The organism is Agromyces subbeticus DSM 16689 (genome assembly GCF_000421565.1).
GTDB lineage: Bacteria > Actinomycetota > Actinomycetes > Actinomycetales > Microbacteriaceae > Agromyces > Agromyces subbeticus.
Map to the genome: position 1 here is coordinate 69,920 of NZ_ATXG01000002.1, position 18,574 is coordinate 88,493.

Consider the following 18,574-nt stretch of genomic DNA (forward strand, 5'->3'; position numbering starts at 1 on the left):
CGGTCATCCGGGCCTTTTCTGTTTCTCTCCCACGGGTTGCGATATCGACGGTCGCTGGGCTGGACATCCGGGGTGCGCTGCGCTTGCATGGACATGTCGGCACCGTTCGAGTTCGCCCTACGGCTCGAAGGTGACGTGAGATGCCGACAGGAGATGGGTGAGCCATGGTTTCTCGGAACCTGCGGAATCGTGACTTCGAAGAGACGCGCACGCCGCTCGGTGTGATCGGTGGTTTCATCGGACTCATCGCCACGAGCGTGGGCGCCGCCATGCTCGTGGTCGCCGGCGTCACCCCGGCGCTCGCGACCGTGGGCATGGCAGCGTCGGGAACGATCGGCATGTTCGAGAAGCTGCCCGGCTACCTCGAGATCGACGAGTTGTCGGAGAAGAGCAACATCTACGCGACGACAAACGACGGCACGCCCGTGCTGCTCGCCTCGTTCTACGACCAGAACCGGGTCGAGGTCGGCTGGGACGCCATCGGCCAGTATGTGAAAGACGCCGCCATCGCCGGCGAAGACCCGCGGTTCTACGAACACGGGGGAGTCGACCTCCAGGGCACCGTGCGCGCCGCGCTGAAGACGGCGAGTGGCGGCGAGACCCAGGGTGGTTCGTCGATCGCCCAGCAGTACGTCAAGAACGTGCGGGTGCAGGAATGCGAGGGTGAAGCGCACGTCACCGCAATCGAAGACATGACCGAAGACGAGGTCGCCGTGCTGACCCCCGATGAGCGCTTCGCCCTCGTCGAGGCCGAGAAGATCGAGTGCTACGAGGCCGCCACCGAATCCGATGGCAGCGCCGGCATCGAACGCAAGCTGAAAGAGATGCGGCTCGCGATCGGCGTCGAGAAGCGCTACTCGAAGAACGACATCCTGCTCGGCTACCTGAACATCGCAGGATTCGGCGGCACGGTCTACGGCATCGAAGCGGCCGCGAACTACTACTTCAGCACCAGTGCCGCGAACCTCACGCTCGCTCAGGCCGCCTCGCTCATGGCGATCGTGAACAATCCCTCGGAGTTGCAGCTCGACAAGCCCGACAGCGAGACCAACGGTGCTGCCAACGGGTACGCAAGGAACCTCGGCCGCCGCGACTACATTCTCAAGCACATGTACCTCGAGAAGAAGATCACGAAAGAGGAGTACGACGCGGCGGTCGCCACCCCCGTGCAGCCGGTCATCAAGGAACCGAGCACGGGGTGCCAGACCGCCGGCGGATCGGCGTACTTCTGCGACTACGTGAAGAACATCCTGCAGACCGACCCGACCTTCGGCGAAGACGCCGAGACGCGCATGCAGAACTTCCGGCGCGGTGGGTACGAAGTGTTCACGACCCTCGACCTCGACCTCCAGATGGCCGCCGAGACCGCGATCGCCCAGAACGTGCCGCAGACCTACCCCGGGTGGGATGTCGGCAGCGTGATCTCGAGCGTGCAGGTCGGCACCGGCCGGGTGCTCGCCATGGCGCAGAACAAGCAGTACAGCCAAGATCCGAACGTGCTCCAGAGCGGACCGCAGTTCACGAGCATCAACTACAACACCGACTACTCGCAGGGCGGCTCGAGCGGGTTCCAGCCCGGCTCGACGTACAAGGTGTTCACGCTCGCGCAGTGGCTGAACGAGGGGCACTCGCTCAATGAGCGAGTCGACTCCAAGCAGAAGGCCAATTGGGGCACATTCAACGACAGTTGCCTGGGGCCCCAGAACGCCGGGCCGTGGAACCCCAAGAACGATGCCAACGAGCCCGGTGCGAATTACTCCGCGCTGGAGTCGACGCTCGGCTCGATCAACACGGGGTTCATCGGCATGGCGAAGAAGATCGATCTCTGCGGCATTCGCAAGACCGCCGAGGCCTTCGGGATGCACCGCGCCAACGGTCTGCCGCTCGAGCAGTATCCGTCGACCGTGCTCGGAACGAACGAGGTGGCACCGCTCAGCCTCGCGGTCGCCTTCGCCGGTATCGCGAACAACGGCGTCACGTGCAGCCCGGTCGCGATCGACCGGATCGTCGATCGCGACGGAAACGAGGTGCCGGTGCCGCAGTCGAGCTGCACCCCCTCCGTCTCGCCTGAAGTCGCTGCGTCGATGCATTACGCGATGCAGCTCGTGATGACGAACGGCACCGCGACCGCTTCGAACAGCGGGGTGAGTCCGCGAGTTCCGCTCATCGGCAAGACCGGCACGACCGACGGAAACAAAGACACGTGGATGGCGGGCGCGAGCTCGAAGGTCGCGACCGTCACCGGTGTCGTCAGCGTGAACGGCGATGCGAACCAACGCGGCATCTCCTTCGACAGCGGCCAGGCGGCGACCGCTCGACACCGCATGTGGCCCGTCGTCATGTCGGTCGCCGCGGCGAAGTACGGCGGCGACCCGTTCACGGTCGCGGCACCCGGGCCAGTCGCGCCGCCGACCTCCGCACCGACGGCCAGCCCGCCGGCCCCTGCGCCCCAACCCGAGCAGCCCCCCGGCGACGGTCCCCAGGGCGGGGGACCCGACGGCGAGGGCCCACCCGGGCGCGACGATTGACGCCTCAGTCCGCCAGCCGCGACGCCTCGTGAGCGTCGACGGCGTCTGCTGATCGGAGCGAAGGCATTTCGCCGCAGTAACGACGGTCAGGTGGAGATCGGCGGCGTGTCGAACGATGCGGGAACGGGCCAGGGCGTGAGCCCCGGCCCGTCGCGAATCCGCAGCGTCTAGGCGGTGATCTCCCGGCGGGCGAATCGCACCCGGTGGGTGACCCAGCCGGCGATCGCCGCCGCGCCGAGGCCCAGTGCCACCAGGAGCCACGGCATGAGCGTTCCTGGGGACACGCCGGCGGCGCCCGAGGCCAACGTCCCGCTCCCTTCGGCGACGAGCGCGTTGCCGTCGCTCAGTTCGCCGGCGCCGGTCGCGAGCTCACCCGCGCCGCTCGCGAGCGATTCGGCTCCGTCAGCGAGCTTCGTGGTGCCAGTCGCGAGCTCAGATGCCCCACGCGAAAGGGTGCCGGTTCCGGCGACGAGGTTTCCCGCGCCGGTATTCAACTCGCTCGCCCCCGTCGAGAGGTTGCTGGCACCCATCGAGAGGCGTTCCGCCCCTGATGAGAGGCTCGTCGCACCGGTCGCGACCCGCTGGGCACCGGCCACGAGTTCGTCGACCTTGACGTCGAGGGTCGCGGTGCCGTCGTTCAGCCGGACGGTGCCGGCCACCAGATCACCCGTCTTCGTGAAGAGTTGTGCGGCTCCGCCGGCGAGCGCACCATTTCCGGCCGCGACCGCCGCAGCGCCATCGGCGAGAACGATCGTGCCCGCGGCGAGCGGCGCAGTCCCGGCACTGAGATCCAGCGTTCCTGCGGCGAGGTCGTCGGCGCCGGTCGACAGTTTCGTCGCGCCCTCAGTGAGTTTGATCACGCCGCCATGCACCGTTTGCAGCCCGCCACTGAGTGCAGCTGCGCCATCGGCGGTGGCGCCGGCGCCCGCTGCGAGCGATTCTGCGCCGTTCTTCACCTGGGTTGCGCCGGCGTGCAACTTGTCGAGCGCTCCGACGACCGAGGGGTCGGCGCCACCTGCGGCGAGCTGCTCGCGCAGCGCCGCGATGCCGTCGGCCAGGTTCGTGTTCGCGGTGGCGAGGCTCGCCGCCCCGTCGCGCACGCTCGTCGTGCCGGCGGCGACTTGTGCAGCTCCACCCTTCAGCCCTTCGACACCGGGCTGAAGTGCACCGAGTCCAGATTCGATGGCATCGGCACCGACCCGGACTCCGCGGGCGCCTTCGGCTACAGCGCGTGCACCGGCGTCGACCTTTTTCGCGCCATCACGGACCGAAACTGCACCTGTGGCCACGTCGCGCGCGCCCTTGCTGAGGTGCACGGCGTTTCCGGCGATCTGACCGTTGGCCGCTGCGATCTGCGTTGCGCCTGATTTCACCTCGGACGCGCCGACGGCGGCACGAGTGATCCCGTCGGAGAGCGCGACGGAGCCGGTGGCTGCCTTGTCCGCGCCCTCGGCGAGGGTCGCTGCTCCGGTCGCGCTCGCTGCGGCGCCGTCGGCAAGGGTCAGAGCGCCAGTGGCAGCCTTTTCGGCCCCGACGCGGAGCCTCTCCGCACCCGCAGCGGCCGAGCTGGCACCCGCGGAGACCTTCTCGGCCCCGACGACTGCACTTGCAGCGCCGTCGTCGAGTTCGGATGCCCCCGTGGCGAGTTCGTTCGCACCCGCGGCGACCTTCGACGAGCCGTCGTCGGTCTGCGAAGCTCCCGCCGCGAGCTCCGCGGAGCCGCTCGCGATCTTGCCCGTGGTGAGGAGGAAGAGCGTCGTCATGGTCGCCAGCGCAAGCGCCAGCACGACGACCGTCACCTTGAGGCCGACGCCGTGGCGGTGCTCTGCTGCGTATTCGATTCTCGTCATTGAGGCTCCAGGGGAGTGCGGGCGCGCGACAGTGCGTGCCGAGGTGGGATGCAGGAGGTCACGGCCGGTGCGATGGCCGCCGCCCGACGTCCGGCGAGGGTGGGCCGGCGTGGAGAGCGCGGAGTGTTCGCACCACCGAGGATGCCGACGTTGGCATCAGGTGGGCGGAACATCCCCGAAGTGCCATGAACGTACCAGCGGCGGAGGTTTCGTCAACGGTTGCCATGGAAGTTGTGTGCGTACCGCCAACAGAATCAGCACGAGCGCCGGCTTGGTTGTCGGGGAGCTACAGGTGCGCCGCTCGCCGCGCCCCGAGCCCAGACGTTCATCGTGAGCGTCGACGGTACCGAGGCATCCGCTTGATCAGAAGTCGAGCGTGTCGCCGGGCTCGAGCGGCAGATACTCGCCGCCGCCCTGTTCAACGGCCCACGTGAGGCGAACATCGGAGAGCACCTTGCCCGCGCGCGAGAGCACCATCTCGTGCGTCGGGAACGCCCGTTTCGGCGCGACCTCGACGACGTAGTCCATCGCTTCGCTGATCTTCATCCAAGGGGCGCCGGCGGGGGCTGCGAGCACCTCGACCGGAACGCCGGGCAGCGTGAACGAGTCACCGCCGTAGTAGAGCGCGTCGTTGACGAGCACGCCGAGGTTGTCGATCACCGGAATCGACGGATGGATCACGGCGTGCCGGCCGCCGAAGAAGCGCAGCTCGAACGGTCCGACCTCGACCGAGTCGCCCGCTTCGACGGTCTCGACCGGAAAGCCCGCAGCGGCGGCGGCGACTCCGGCCGGCCCGAAGATGCGCACCTCGGCGTTGGCCTCGACGATGCGCGTGAGCTGGTCGGGGGTCCAGTGATCGTCGTGCTGGTGCGTGATCACGACGGCGACGGTCCCAGCGGACTCGGTGATCGGCGTCGTGAACTTTCCGGGGTCGACGTACAGCTTGTCGCCGGAGTGCTCGACGACGAACGCGGCGTGCTCGAGTTTCGTGAGGCGCATGCGTCGAGCCAACACCGCGCGGCGTCGGTGCGCAACCCGTCGGACTGCCAGAATCTGCCTATGCACCGCGCCCCTCTGCGACTCCTCGTCGCGATCAACCCTGCTGCCTCGTTCGGACGGAATCGCGCAGTCGGGTCGAGGGTCGCCGAGCGGCTGATGGCAGAGGGCTACGAGATCTCGATGCTGAGAGAGGCGAACTTCGAGTTGCTGCGCCGTGAAGCCGAATCGGCACTCGCGCTCGGGGCCGACGGCATGGTCGTGGTCGGGGGCGACGGCATGGTCTCGCTCGGCGTCAACCTGCTCGCGGGTTCCGGTGTGCCGCTCGGCATCGTCGCGACCGGCACTGGCAACGACTTCGCTCGAGGTCTCGGCCTGCCCCATGCTGATCCCGGCGCAGCCACCGAGGCGCTCGTTGCGGCGTTGCGCCGGCCGACCCGACTGGTCGACGTGGGAACCATTCGGCACGGCGGTGCGCAGACGATGTTCGCGTGCGTCGTCTCCACCGGCTTCGACGCCGTCGTCAACGAACGCGCCAATCGGATGACCCGGCCCAGGGGAGCGAGCCGATACACGCTCGCCATGGTGCGCGAGCTCGCCACCTTCCGGGCCCGCCGATATGTGATCACGATCGACGGCGTGCGGCGAGAACAGCGCGCGATGCTCGTCTCGGTGGCCAACAGCCCCTCCCTCGGCGGCGGCATGCGCATCGTGCCGCAAGCCGATCTCGCCGACGGCCTGCTCGACGTGTTCATCGTGCACCCGCTCTCGCGATGGCGCCTCATCGGGGTCTTCCCGAAGGTGTTCGCAGGCCGGCACACCGACCACCCCGCGGTGGAGTTCCTCACGGCTCGCGAGGTGCGCATCGAGGCTGACGACATCGTCGCGTATGCCGACGGCGAGCGCATCGGGCGGTTGCCGATCGACATCGGGATCGCGCCCGGCGCGCTCTCGGTTTTCGCCTGACCGTCGCGATGGAGCGCCCCCTTCCACCGGCGGATGTCGCGGCCGGCTCGATTTTGCGGCGGCCCCGAAGCTGTGTCATACTCTTCAAGTTGTCGATTCGGCCCCATCGTTTAGCGGCCTAGGACACCGCCCTCTCACGGCGGCAGCGCGGGTTCAAATCCCGCTGGGGTCACGCATGTGACATCCGACAACCACTCGAGAGCCCTCGCTTCTGCGAGGGCTTTCGGCGTTTCCGGGGTCGTCCCGAGATGCCCGTGACGCACCGTTCGACGCCGCGGTGCGGCATCCGCTCGATGCCGCACCGCCGGCGAGGTCAGTGGCGCGCGTCGGTGCCGACGAACTCGGGGGCGGCGGGAGTGCCGAGGCCCGGGCGTGCGTCGGGATACGGCACCACGGTGCCGTCGTGCACCTCGTGCGGGCTGACCTTGTGGTACGACATGCGGTCGATCCAGGCGAGCGCGAGAGCGGAGAGGATGAAGACCGAGTGGATGATGACCTGCCACATGACGCCCTCGCCCGTGTAGGTGGCGCCGGTGAGGTTCTCGGCTCCGCCACTGCTGCCGAGGTCGCCGACCTCGATGAAGGTCTTCAGCAGGTGGATCGACGAGATGCCGATGATCGCCATCGCGAGCTTGACCTTGAGCACGTTCGCGTTGACGTGCGAGAGCCATTCGGGCTGATCGGGGTGACCGTCGATGTTGATTCTCGACACGAATGTCTCGTAGCCGCCGATGATCACCATGATGAGCAGATTGGCGATCATGACGACGTCGATGAGACCGAGGACTGCGAGCATGATGGTTGCTTCATCGAGATGACTGATGTCGGTGACGACCTCTTCGGCGAGGTGCCAGAGCTCGACCACGAACACGACGACGTAGATCGCCTGCGCGACGATCAGGCCGAGATAGAGGGGTGCCTGCAACCACCGGCTGGCGAAGATGGCATAACCGACGAGCGCGGAGCCCGGTGTTCTCCGATATTGGCGCGGCGTCGTCGGGGCGGGCGGTGGCGTCTTCGTGGCGCTCAAGGTCTCTCCTCGGATCGGGGGTTCGAGTCTACGGTGCACGGGTTTCGGCTAGACTCGCCGGAGCGAAGGGGAGTATCCCGCGGGGCCAGGCCTCGACCCACGATCGTCAGTACGAGCGCCGTCGTCGCCGCTCCGGGCGTGGGACCTGTGAATCAGCAGGGGGAGAGACTTTCGGATTCCGCCGTCCCCTGCACCCTCCGAAAGGCACGACCTTGCTCGATCTCCCCATCTGGTTCGAAGTCGGATCCCTCGTCGTCCTCACGCTGATCCTCGTCGGCGACCTCCTGCTCGTGCTGAAGCGGCCCCACGTGCCCTCGATCAAGGAGTCGTCGCTCTGGGTGGCGTTCTACGTCGCCCTCGCGCTCGTCTTCGCCGGCCTGATGTTCGTGCTGGGCGACACCGAGCACGGCGGACAGTTCCTCGCCGGCTGGCTGACGGAGTACAGCCTCTCGATCGACAACCTCTTCGTCTTCGTCATCATCATGGCGAAGTTCTCGGTGCCTCGAAAGCTGCAGCAGGAGGTGCTGATGGTGGGCATCATCATCGCGCTCGTGCTGCGCGGCATCTTCATCCTGCTGGGCGCCTCGCTCATCGAGAACTTCTCGTGGATCTTCTACATCTTCGGCGCGTGGCTCGTGTGGACCGCCATCCAGCAGGTGCGCGACAGCCACGAAGACGACGACAGCGACACCTTCGTCGTACGCATCCTGCGCAAGCGCGTCGCACTGACCGACGAGTACGACGGCGTCAAGCTCCGCACGGTCATCGACGGCAAGCGGTTCTTCACGCCGATGCTCATCGTGTTCGTCGCCATCGGCACGACCGACCTGCTCTTCGCCCTCGATTCCATCCCCGCGATCTTCGGCATCACGCAGAGCCCGTTCATCGTCTTCACGGCGAACGTGTTCGCGCTCATGGGCCTGCGTCAGCTGTACTTCCTGCTCGGCGGCCTGCTCGAGCGCCTCGAATACCTCAAGTACGGCATCGCGTTCATCCTCGCCTTCATCGGCGTCAAGCTCGTGTTGCACGCCATGCACGTCAACGAGCTGCCCTTCATCAACGGCGGCGAGCACATCGAGTGGGCGCCCGAGATCTCGACTTGGGTCTCGCTCGGCGTGATCCTCGCCGCGATGGCCGTCGCGACGGTCGCGAGCCTCCTGAAAGCCCGCCTCGACGCGAAGTCGCGCGGCCACAAGCTCATGGACGAGGTGCCGCACTTCACCGAGGATTCACACACCGACGGCCGCTGATTCTCTCCACAGGGCGTCATCGCAACGCCGCCGGAGTTGCTAGCGTGGAGGGTCGGCGCCCCGACACACGGTCATGGGCGCCACCCGCTTTCCGCTCGATCGAGGAGAACCGTGTCAGGTGATGGCGAGGGCGTCGTCGCCCTGACGCGCGGCGCCGCGCTCATCGCGCACAGTGCGCGAACGGATGTCGGGCGCGTGCGCAGCGTCAATGAAGACTCGTTCCTCGCCGAGGCGCCGATCTACCTCGTCGCCGACGGCATGGGCGGTCATGCCCGTGGCGATGCCGCGAGCCAGGCCGTCATCGAGACCTTCTCACGCCATCTCGAGTTCGGCGTTCCGTCGTCGCCAGAGCAAGTGCTCGATGCGATCCACAGCTCGAACGAAGCCGTGCGTGCGCTCAGCGAGGCCGGTGAAGAGGGCACCGCGGTCGCCGGCACGACGCTGACGGGAGTCGCGCTGGTCGACGCGGGCGATGGCGCCGGATTCCATTGGATGGTCTTCAACATCGGCGACTCGCGGGTCTACGCGTGGGACGGCCGCACCCTCGAGCAGCTCAGCGTCGATCACTCCGCCGTGCAAGAGCTCGTCGACGCTGGTCTCATCCAGGCCGAAGACGCCGAACGGCATCCCGAACGCAACGTCATCACCCGGGCGCTCGGGGCCGACGAGTTCGTCGACCCCGACGTCTGGCTGATCCCCGCCGCAGGCCGGCAGGTCTTCCTGGTGTGCAGCGACGGCCTCTCCAAAGAGGTCGACGATCAGTCGATCGCGCACATCCTCGCCGGTGATTCCGGTCATGCGGCGGGCCTCGCGGGCGAACTCGTCGACGCCGCGCTGGCGCACGGCGGTCGAGACAACGTGACGGCGATCGTCGTCGAGTCCGTGCTCGGCGGCGACGACGACGATGACGAGACCACGCGCGATCGGCGCGGCAGACTTTCGAGAGCGGCCGAAGACACGCGGCCGCGCACCGCGGGAGGCGGAAATGGCGACGTACCGGCATGATCCCGAGGGCGCGTGGTTCGCGGCGGTCCGCGGAGGCGTGATCCTCGTGGTGCCCACCGACGCGGTCGGCGAACTCACGGCGCTCTGGTCCGGGTTCGGTGACGGCGATCCCACCTCGCATGTGCTCGATCGCCTCACGGCGAAGGGCCTCGCGGCGACGCCGTCGTTCGCTCTCGTGGTGCGCGACGAGTCCGCCGGCTCCGCCCGCGTGATCGTACGGGGGCCCATCACCGTTCGATCGGGGTCCGACGAGATCCACGACGCGGGCGTCTCCAGTTGGGTCGAGCGAGTGCTCGACGCCGCAGCCTCGATCGAGATCGTCGTGGGCAGCGAAATCGACGAGGCGTCCGAGCCGCTGCCCGTGATCGAGGCCGTGGTTCCGGTGCGGTCGGTCGTCTCCGATGGCGTCGAGCCGATCGTTCGCGCGACGCCCGATGCGCGTGCGGCTGCGGCATCCGACGCAGTGTCCGTGACGCCCCCTCCGACTCCCATCGTCGCTCCGGCTCCGGCTCCGGCTCCGGCTCCGGCGCCCGCGGCTGCCGTGCCGAGTGCAGTGCCGACGGTCGTGCCGACTGCCACTCCGGCTCCTGTCACGGGTCCCGCCGCAGACGAGCCCGCGCTCGTGCGGGCGTCGGAGCTCACCATGGTGCCCGACGAAGAGACGGTGGTCGGTTCGTCGGCCGGCCTCCCCGAGGCCGAGCCGGCCGGCGAGGTCGATGGCGACCACGACGGAATGACCGTCGCGAGCGTCGATATCCGTCGGCTTCGCGCGGAACGTGCTGCGCGCGGCGGGGTCCCCGCTCCGGCCGGTGCAGCCCCCGCAGTGGCGGCCCCGCATGCGCCGGCGAGCATCAGGATGCCCGACGGAACCCTTGAGCCCATCGGGCACGAACTCGTGCTCGGCAGGGCGCCGAGCGTCAGCAAGGTCTCCGGTGGCCGCATTCCGCGGCTCGTCACGATCGGTCTCGGCGATCCCGACATCTCCCGTAGCCACGTGCGGCTCGCACTCGAAGGCGACACGGTCGTCATCACCGATCTGCACTCCCGCAACGGCACCCACGTGGTGGCGCCCGGCAAGGCCCCGGTGAAGCTCCGTTCGGGCGAGCCGACGCCGGTGCTCACCGGCACCGTCGTCGACCTCGGCGGCGGCTGGACCATCCAAGTGGTCGACGCCTGATGCGCCGCGCCCCGTCCACGCCGCCTGAGCTCTCGGGCTACGCCCCGCTCGGGCTGCTCGGATCGGGCGGCTTCGCCGACGTCTTCCTCTACGAGCAGAAGCTGCCCCGTCGCAAGGTCGCGGTGAAGGTGTTGCTCGCCGAAGGGCTCGGTCGCGACACCAAGGCGCAGTTCGTCGCCGAGGCGAACCTCATGGCGCAACTGTCGGCGCATCCGTTCATCGTCACGATCTTCCACGCCGACGTCTCCGCCGACGGCCGCCCGTACTTCGTCATGGAGTACTGCTCCGGCCCGAGCCTCGCCGAGCGTTACAAGCGGCAGCCGCTCCCGATCGACGACGCGCTCCGCACCGGTGTGCGGCTCGCCGGTGCCATCGCAACGGCGCACGCCGCCGGCATCCTGCACCGCGACATCAAGCCGGCCAACGTGCTCACCAACGATTACGGCTGGCCGGCCCTCACCGACTTCGGCATCTCGTCGAACCTCGAGGGCGAGTTGCCCGTGCACACGATCACGGCGACCACGGGGTCGTCGACCACCGGGTCGGGCCAATCGGCCGTCGGCATGAGCGTGCCGTGGTCGCCGCCCGAGATGTTCGAAGACGACCCGAAGCCCGACACTCGAAGCGACGTGTTCTCGCTCGCCGCCACGGTGCACACACTCGTCGCTGGGCGCACGCCGTTCGAGATCCCCGGGCGCTCCAACGGCTCGCTCGACCTCATCGGCCGCATCGAGCGTGGCGCGATCACCCCGATCGATCGTGCCGAGGTGCCACGCAGCCTGATCGCGGTGCTCGCCAAGGGCATGTCGCCGCGTCGTGAAGATCGCTACCCGAGCGCCGTCGAGTTCGCCAGGGCCCTGCAGCGCATCGAGCTCGAACTGGGGTATGCGGCCACGACGATCGAGGTGCCGAACCTCGCGAGCGCGCGTGATGAGAGCGAGCCCGATGGCGACGACGCCACGAGGGCGCGGTCGGTGCGCACGGTCGACGCGCAGGCGCCGCGCACGGTGGCACCGACCATCGCGCCGGCACCAGTAGTCATCCCGGCCGGCGATGATGACGACGCGACACGGGCCCGGTCGCCGCAGCAGATCGCCGCGCAAACGCCGACACGTGCGCCCGCCGCGGTCCTCGACGACGGCACCGTCGTGCGCGACCGGCCCGGCACCACGACGTCGAGTTCGCAGATCGACCCTCCGCTCGGAGCACCCGCTGCGCTCGCACCCGACGCGGTTGCCGGCGACTCGACGATCATGCGACCGGCTCGTCCGACCCCTGCCGTCACGGGCGCCGAGCGTTCCGCTGCCGACCACCCACCGCGCCGCAGCCGCCTCGGACTCATCGTCGGTCTCGCCGCTGCTGTCGTCGTCGCCGCGGTGATCGGTGTGGCGATCGCGCTGTCGGGCACGATCAGCGCGCCGCCGGTCGTCGAGACCGGCGGAACCGGCGGTGGGAACGCCGTGGTCGACACCATCCCCAAGCCCGTCGTCTCGACCGGCGTCGCGAGTGCCGACGGCACGAGCGTGACATTCCAGGTCTCGCACAGCGGCGCCGAGAAGGACGACCGGTACCGGTGGGAGCTGACCGACGGATCCGGCGACCCGCACATCGCCGACGGCGCGACGATCACGGTCGACGGTGTCGCCGCCGGCGTGCGCACCTGCATCGATGTGAAGGTGCAGCGGGGCAGCAAGGTCTCCGAGTCCGCGACGGGGTGCACACCGTGAGACCGCTCCGTGTCGAGTACTGCGGTGAGTCGTACACCGTCGAGGTGGGCGCTCCGTTCACGATCGGGCGCGAATCCGATCTCACGATCGACGACAACCCGTACCTGCACCGAACCTTCCTGACGCTGTCGTCGGAGTTCGGGCTGTGGTGGCTCTCGAACGTCGGCCAGATCCTGTCCGCCACCGTCTCCGACGCGACCGGCAGCGTGCAGGCCTGGGTCGCCCCGGGCGCGAAGCTTCCACTCGTCTTCCAGACGGTGCATGTGATGTTCAGCGCTGGAGCGACGACGTATGACTTCACGGTGCATGCCGAAGAGGACTTCTACAACACGTCGCTCACGGCTGCACCCACCGACGGTGGCACCACCATCCTCCCGGTGACCCTCACCTCCAGCCAGCGGTTGCTCGTCGTCTCGCTCGCCGAGAACGTGCTTGCGCAACCGGCCGGCGGGCGGGCACTCGTGCCGAGTTCCGCCGAGGCGGCCGCCCGACTCGGCTGGAGCATGACCACGTTCAACCGCAAGCTCGACAACGTCTGCGAGAAGCTCGACCGCATCGGCGTCGACGGTCTGCGCGGCGGTCGAGGCAAGCTCGCGACCAATCGCCGCGCTCGACTCGTGGAGTACGCGGTCGCGACCCGGCTCGTGAGCATCGACGACCTCGCGTTGCTCGACGCGCCGGCTGAATGAGGCCGTTCGCCCGGCTGAGCGAGCGCAGGGGGCTCGCGTCGACCGTGGTGCTCTCGTTGCTCGCCGCCGGCGGGCTCACCGCTGCCGTCGTGCATCGCGGATTCCCCGTGGTCGATCCAGACCTCGGCGCGCGCGAGGTCTGGGTCACGAATGGCTCAGAGCTGCTCGCCGGACGCCTGAACCGTCAGATCGAAGAGCTGGATGCCTCCGTCGCGACCGCCTCGAACGGCGCCGACGTGCTGCAAGACGGCGACGACGTGTTTCTCTACGACGGTGACGCCGGATCCATCGAGCGAATCGATCCCGCATTCACGACGCTGACGCAGCGTGTCGACGTGCCCATCGGCTCACGCGTCGCATACGGCGGTGATGTGCTCGCGGTGCTGTCTCCGAAAGGCGAGCTGTGGACGATTCCGGCTGGTGGCGAGCTCTCGTTCACGGCTGCTGCGACGAAGCCGACGCTCGAGCTCGATGCTGGGGCAGAAGTCGCCGTCGGCCCCGACGGCACCACCTTCGCGACGGCCCCCGACGACGGGCGGCTGTATCGGCTGGAGCGCGACGGCAGCGCTCCCACCTCGATCACATTGCCGAAGGTCGGCAACCATCAACTGGCCGTGGTCGGCGACCGCGCCGTCGTGCTCGACACCGACCGTGCCATCGTGCTCGTCGGCGGCCGCGAGACGAAGCTGCCGGGCGACGGCGTGCGCCTGCAGCAATCCGGAACCGAGCACGATGTCGTCTACGTGGCCGGCACCGCGTCACTCTTCGCGGTGCCGATCGGTGGAGGCGAGGTGCGCGAGATCGATGTGGATGCCGCGGCCTCTGCACCGGCACTCGCGGATGACGATGTCGCTGCGCCGGTGCAGGTCGACGGGTGCGTGCACGCGGCGTGGGCGAACTCCGGATCCTACGTCTCCCACTGCTCGGACTCCGAGCCCGAAGAGATGCAGATCCCGGCATCGACCGTCGGCGCGCACCTCGAGTTCCGGGTCAATCGCGACGTGGTCGCGCTCAACGATCTGAACACCGGCAACACATGGCTGGTCGACGCGAACCTCCGCCTGGTCGACAACTGGGAGGAGGTCACGCCGCCCGAGGAGTCGGATGAGCTCGAGGGCGATGAGAAGAGCGCCCAGCAGGTGTTCGAGGACACGCTCGCCGAGCGCACCGAGGCGAACCGCCCGCCGACCGCGCGAGACGACGAGTTCGGTGTGCGTCCCGGTCGTACGACGGTGTTGGAGGTGCTCGGGAACGACACCGATCCCGACGGCGATGTGCTCACCATCGGGTCGGTCTCCGATGTCCCGGCGACCCTCGGCCGGCTGGAGACGATCGACGGCGGGCGAGCGCTGCAGTTCACGCCGGCAGAAGCATCGGCCGGCACGGTCTCGTTCCGATACTCGGTCGACGACGGTCGATCCGGCGCGTCCGAGGCTGCCGTCGATGTGCGGGTCGTTCCGAACAGCGAGAACTCGCCGCCCGTCGCATCGCGCGCGGCCGCAGTCGGCGTGGAGCAGGGCCAGCAGATCGGCTACAACGTGCTCGCCGACTGGAGGGATCCCGACGGCGACGACGTCTTCCTCGTGAACGCCTCGCCGACCGGCGGTGATTCGGTGCGGTTCAGCCCCGATGGATTCGTCACCTTCGAGCACCGAAGCGGCGAGCTCGGCCTGAAGGATGTCGCCTACACGGTCTCCGACGGCCAGACATCCGCCGCGGGCTCGCTCGCCGTCGACGTGCAAGCGGTCGGTACGGTCGATCCCGTCGGAACTCCTGACTTCGCTCAGGGATTCGCCGGCGAGACCGTGATCGCGGAGGTGCTGGCGAACGACCTCAGCCCCTCTGGAGCGACCTTGACGCTGCTCGGAACCGACGAGATCCCCGGTGGGCTCATCGCCGTGCCCGATGTAGAACACGGCACGATCGCGTTCACGGCATCCGAGCCAGGGGACTTCACCGTGCTCTACGATCTCGGCGCCGGAGCCGCGGTCAGCGCAGGCCTCGTGCGCGTGCGGTTCCTCGAGCCGCCGGCCGTGGAACCTCCTCCGATCGCAGTGGTCGACACCGCATATCTCCGGCCAGGCGAGCCGAGTACGGTACCGGTGCTCGCGAACGATGTCTCGCCGTCGGGTCGGGTTCTGGCCGTTCAGTCTGTCGACCCCGGCGACGCGAGCGATTCCGTATCGGTCGAGGTGCTGACGAACACGGCGCTCCGGATCACCGCAGCCGAGGCGCTCGACCGACAGCTGCAGCTGCGGTACACGGTCTCCGACGGTAGCGGGGTGTCGAGTGCGACGGTCACCGTGGTCCCGGTTCCTCCCCTCGTGAAGCACCAGCCGCCCGTCGCGGTCGATGATGCCGCGAAGGTGCGCGCCGGCGACATCGTGACGGTTCCAGTGCTCGAGAACGACCTCCATCCGGATGGCGCGCCGATGCACCTGCTTCCCGAGCTCGCATCGCCGAGTCTCGGAGATGGCGTCGCGTTCGTCGACCGCTCGCGCGTACGGTTCCAGGCCCCCGAGGAGCCGGGTACCTACTCGGTGGTGTACACGGTCGCCGACGACTTCGAGCAGACGGCCCGCGCGACCGTCGCCTTCACCGTTCTCCCACCAGACGACGGTGGGAACACGGCGCCGCTCCTGCCGCCGCTCACCTCCCGCACCTTCGCCGGGTCAGCAGTCACCATCGACATCCCGCTCGACGGACTCGATCCCGAGGGAGATTCGCTCGCGCTCACCGGTGTGCTCGGCGGGGCGGCACTCGGGCGTGTCTCCGATCAGACGAGCACCTCGATCACGTATCAGGCGTTCGACGGGTCGAGCGGCACCGACACGATCGCCTACGAAGTGCGCGATGCGCTCGGCGATCGAGCTACGGGCTCGATCCGCATCGGAGTGATCCCTCCGCCCGAGACGGCGCCACCGCCGAACGCCGTCGACGATGCGATCGAGATGCGACCCGGCCGCCGTGCCTCCGTCGAGGTGCTGCTGAACGACTCCGACCCGAGCGGCCACGCTCTGCGCGTCGTCGACCTGCCGCAGGTCGACGACGCGGTCGAAGCTGAGATCAGAGACCGCCGCCGCGTTGTCGTCTCCGCGCCGGAACATGAGGGCGCGTTCACCGTGCGGTACGAGGTGTCGAACGGTCACGGCGGTGCCGACACCGCCTTCATCCAGATCATGGTGAGCCACGACGCGAAGATCTTGCCGCCCACTGCGGAGGACCAGGTCGTCGAGCCCGACGAGGTCATCGGCGTCGACGAGGTGCGGGTCGATCCCCTCCGTGACGCCACGAACCCCGGCGGCCTCGTCGAGGACCTCGAGGTGCATGTCGAGGGACCGAACGCCGAGCGCGCGACAGTGCTCGACGACGGCAGGGTGGTGGTTCGGCCGGGCGCCCGACGATTCGCGGTCGCCTATCGGCTCACGAACGGGGTCGACGATCTCGACGCGATGGCTTTCATCGTGGTGCCCTCCGCAGGAGCGGAGGCCGCCGATCCCTATCTCGCCGATCTCGGCCGGGTCGTGATCCCCATGAACGGACGCATCGCCTGGCAGGTTCCCGACATCGTCGTGGCTCCTTCGGGTCGGCAGGTGCGAGCGGTGAGCGCAACGAGCACGAACTGGGCGGAGCCGGCCTTCATCGACGGCGAGTCGCTCCAGTACGTGCCGAAGCGAGACTACCGCGGAGAGGCATCGGTGACCTTCGAGGTCACCGATCGTGCCGAGGCGAAGTCGGGCGACCCGCGGAACGTGTTCCTCACCATTCCCGTGTTCGTCGGGGATCCCGATTTCGCCGACACGCCACCGGTGTTCACACCTCGAGCAGAGACCATCGAAGCCGGTGAGACGGCGCTCACGATCGATCTCCGCGGCTCGACCGACCACCCCAACCCGGCGCTGCTCGACCAGGTAGCGTATGCCGCCCTTCGCGGCACGACGGCCGACATCGCAGCATCCGTCTCCGGTTCGATGCTCACCGTCTCGGCACCGCTCGGCGTGCCCAAGGGCACCTCGGCCCGGCTCGCGTTCGATGTCGTGCTCGGCGAGTTCACCGTGCCTGGGTACGTCGATGTGACCGTCGTCTCTTCGACGCGTGCGAAGCCGCAGGCGCTCGATGACGGCCCCTTCGAGATGTTGCGCAGCGATTCGACGACCCTCGACGTGCTCGCCAACGACGTCAATCCGTTCCCCGGGTCGCCGTTACAGGTGGTCGGAGCCGAGATCGACCAGTCCGATGTCGGATCGAGCGCATCCGTGACCCACAGCTCCACCGGACTCTCGGTGCGCACCGGGGCATCGTTCACGGGAACGCTCAGTGTCGTCTACCGCATCCAGGACGCCACGAAGGACCCGAGCCGTCAGACGCAGGGTCGGGTCATGGTCACCGTGCGCGATCGGCCCGACCCGCCGAAGGCGCCCGTGATCGTCTCGGAGCAGAACGGTTCGGTGAGCGTGCGGTGGGCGGCGCCGGCCGACAACAACTCGGCCATCTCCGCGTACCGATTGACCTGGAACGGCGGCAGCGCCGACTTCCCGGCCGACGCGGCGGGCTCAGTGCACGTGATCTCCGGACTCGCGAACGGCACCGCCTATCGGTTCCAGATCGCCGCCACCAATGGCATCGGAGCTTCGGCCGCCTCGCCCTCGAGCACGGCCGGCACGCCCTTCGGGCTCCCGGGAGCACCGGACGGTGCGAACCTCACGGCATCGGCCTCGGGCGATGGGCGACTCTCGTTGAACTGGTCGGCGCCCGCTGACAACGGAGGGCGCGGCATCTCGCGATACGAGTGGACCTTCGAGGGCACGCCCGGCGGGTCGGGCACGGCGAGCGGCACTTCGGCGACCACCACGGGCACGAACGGCGCAGGGTCGCGGTACTTCGTCGTGGCGTGCAACGTCGCGGGTTGCGGCCCAAGAACCATGTCGGGCACGGCGACGCCGACGGCACCGTGGGTGCCCGCCAACCGCACGACGGTCACGCAGACGACGTGCCCCGAGCCCGAAAGGACCTACACGGAACCGCCGAAGAACTCCGAGCGAGGATGCACGATGGACCCGGCCGGCATGATCTCCGCCGGCACGGTCATCGACGCGATCTGCCGCTCGCAGCGTTGGGGTGAGAACTACTTCTACATGGCTCAGGCGAACGGCGTGTACAACGGCTGGTTCGTGCTCGCCGCCCACACCGACCGCGGCGGCCGCACGGTGTCCGACTGCCGGTGAACGGGCACCGCTCGCGCGATCGGAGTCTGTTCGATTCCTGGGGAGGACTCCCCATATGGCGCCGTTGACTGATCGTGTTACCGTGTACCCCGGTGTGGGGTCAGGCTCGGCGCCAGTCATGTGTCGACCGA

General features: G+C 68.4%; 11 protein-coding genes and 1 tRNA gene. 9 read left to right on the forward strand and 3 right to left on the reverse strand.

The window, feature by feature from the left end; genetic code table 11:
* Nucleotides 1-164: 164 nt before the first annotated feature.
* Nucleotides 165-2,528: a transglycosylase domain-containing protein gene (locus H521_RS21445; protein ID WP_022891768.1), complete on the forward strand. Its 2,364-nt coding sequence runs from the start codon at nucleotides 165-167 to the stop codon at nucleotides 2,526-2,528.
* A gap of 167 nt (nucleotides 2,529-2,695) precedes the next feature.
* Here H521_RS21445 and H521_RS0104135 read toward each other — a convergent pair whose 3' ends face one another.
* Nucleotides 2,696-4,378, reverse strand: coding sequence for a hypothetical protein (locus tag H521_RS0104135; RefSeq protein ID WP_022891769.1), 1,683 nt, complete (start codon nucleotides 4,376-4,378; stop codon nucleotides 2,696-2,698).
* 363 nt (nucleotides 4,379-4,741) lie between these two features.
* The gene (locus H521_RS0104140) at nucleotides 4,742-5,377 is read right to left on the reverse strand and encodes an MBL fold metallo-hydrolase (RefSeq protein WP_022891770.1); all 636 of its coding nucleotides are present in this window, start codon (nucleotides 5,375-5,377) and stop codon (nucleotides 4,742-4,744) included.
* A gap of 60 nt (nucleotides 5,378-5,437) precedes the next feature.
* Here H521_RS0104140 and H521_RS0104145 point away from each other — a divergent pair, with 60 nt between their 5' ends.
* Nucleotides 5,438-6,340, forward strand: coding sequence for a diacylglycerol/lipid kinase family protein (locus H521_RS0104145; RefSeq protein WP_026481890.1), 903 nt, complete (start codon nucleotides 5,438-5,440; stop codon nucleotides 6,338-6,340).
* A 99-nt stretch (nucleotides 6,341-6,439) separates the two neighbouring features.
* A tRNA-Glu gene (locus H521_RS0104150) sits at nucleotides 6,440-6,512 on the forward strand.
* 141 nt (nucleotides 6,513-6,653) lie between these two features.
* Here H521_RS0104150 and H521_RS21450 read toward each other — a convergent pair.
* Nucleotides 6,654-7,370 carry a TIGR00645 family protein gene (locus H521_RS21450; RefSeq protein ID WP_022891772.1) on the reverse strand — a complete coding sequence of 239 codons (717 nt, stop codon included), beginning with the start codon at nucleotides 7,368-7,370 and terminating at the stop codon, nucleotides 6,654-6,656.
* A gap of 212 nt (nucleotides 7,371-7,582) precedes the next feature.
* Between H521_RS21450 and H521_RS21455 the strand changes: the two genes are divergently transcribed.
* The 6 genes from H521_RS21455 to H521_RS0104185 all read left to right on the forward strand — a co-directional run bounded on the left by H521_RS21455 (nucleotide 7,583) and on the right by H521_RS0104185 (nucleotide 18,443).
* Nucleotides 7,583-8,620, forward strand: coding sequence for a TerC family protein (locus H521_RS21455; protein WP_022891773.1), 1,038 nt, complete (start codon nucleotides 7,583-7,585; stop codon nucleotides 8,618-8,620).
* A gap of 111 nt (nucleotides 8,621-8,731) precedes the next feature.
* Nucleotides 8,732-9,625 (forward strand): PP2C family protein-serine/threonine phosphatase, encoded by an 894-nt coding sequence (locus H521_RS21460; RefSeq protein ID WP_022891774.1) that lies wholly within the window; start codon nucleotides 8,732-8,734, stop codon nucleotides 9,623-9,625.
* Complete coding sequence (locus H521_RS0104170) at nucleotides 9,606-10,802, forward strand: FHA domain-containing protein (protein WP_022891775.1); 1,197 nt, start codon at nucleotides 9,606-9,608, stop codon at nucleotides 10,800-10,802. The genes H521_RS21460 and H521_RS0104170 overlap by 20 nt, the downstream gene beginning before the upstream one ends.
* Nucleotides 10,802-12,529, forward strand: coding sequence for a serine/threonine-protein kinase (locus H521_RS0104175; protein WP_022891776.1), 1,728 nt, complete (start codon nucleotides 10,802-10,804; stop codon nucleotides 12,527-12,529). The genes H521_RS0104170 and H521_RS0104175 overlap by 1 nt, the downstream gene beginning before the upstream one ends.
* On the forward strand, nucleotides 12,526-13,218 hold the full coding sequence (locus H521_RS0104180; RefSeq protein ID WP_156891275.1) for a hypothetical protein: 693 nt from the start codon (nucleotides 12,526-12,528) through the stop codon (nucleotides 13,216-13,218). Before H521_RS0104175 ends, H521_RS0104180 begins: the two co-directional genes overlap by 4 nt.
* On the forward strand, nucleotides 13,215-18,443 hold the full coding sequence (locus H521_RS0104185) for an Ig-like domain-containing protein (protein ID WP_022891778.1): 5,229 nt from the start codon (nucleotides 13,215-13,217) through the stop codon (nucleotides 18,441-18,443). The genes H521_RS0104180 and H521_RS0104185 overlap by 4 nt, the downstream gene beginning before the upstream one ends.
* Nucleotides 18,444-18,574 lie beyond the last annotated feature (131 nt).

Excerpts from the sequence above, each read along its gene's own strand:
- H521_RS21445 (WP_022891768.1), top strand. The coding sequence starts at position 165 with ATGGTTTCTCGGAACCTGCGGAATCGTGACTTCGAAGAGACGCGCACG.
- H521_RS0104135 (WP_022891769.1), bottom strand. The coding sequence starts at position 4,378 with ATGACGAGAATCGAATACGCAGCAGAGCACCGCCACGGCGTCGGCCTC.
- H521_RS0104140 (WP_022891770.1), bottom strand. The coding sequence starts at position 5,377 with ATGCGCCTCACGAAACTCGAGCACGCCGCGTTCGTCGTCGAGCACTCC.
- H521_RS0104145 (WP_026481890.1), top strand. The coding sequence starts at position 5,438 with ATGCACCGCGCCCCTCTGCGACTCCTCGTCGCGATCAACCCTGCTGCC.
- H521_RS0104170 (WP_022891775.1), top strand. The coding sequence starts at position 9,606 with ATGGCGACGTACCGGCATGATCCCGAGGGCGCGTGGTTCGCGGCGGTC.
- H521_RS0104175 (WP_022891776.1), top strand. The coding sequence starts at position 10,802 with ATGCGCCGCGCCCCGTCCACGCCGCCTGAGCTCTCGGGCTACGCCCCG.
- H521_RS0104185 (WP_022891778.1), top strand. The coding sequence starts at position 13,215 with ATGAGGCCGTTCGCCCGGCTGAGCGAGCGCAGGGGGCTCGCGTCGACC.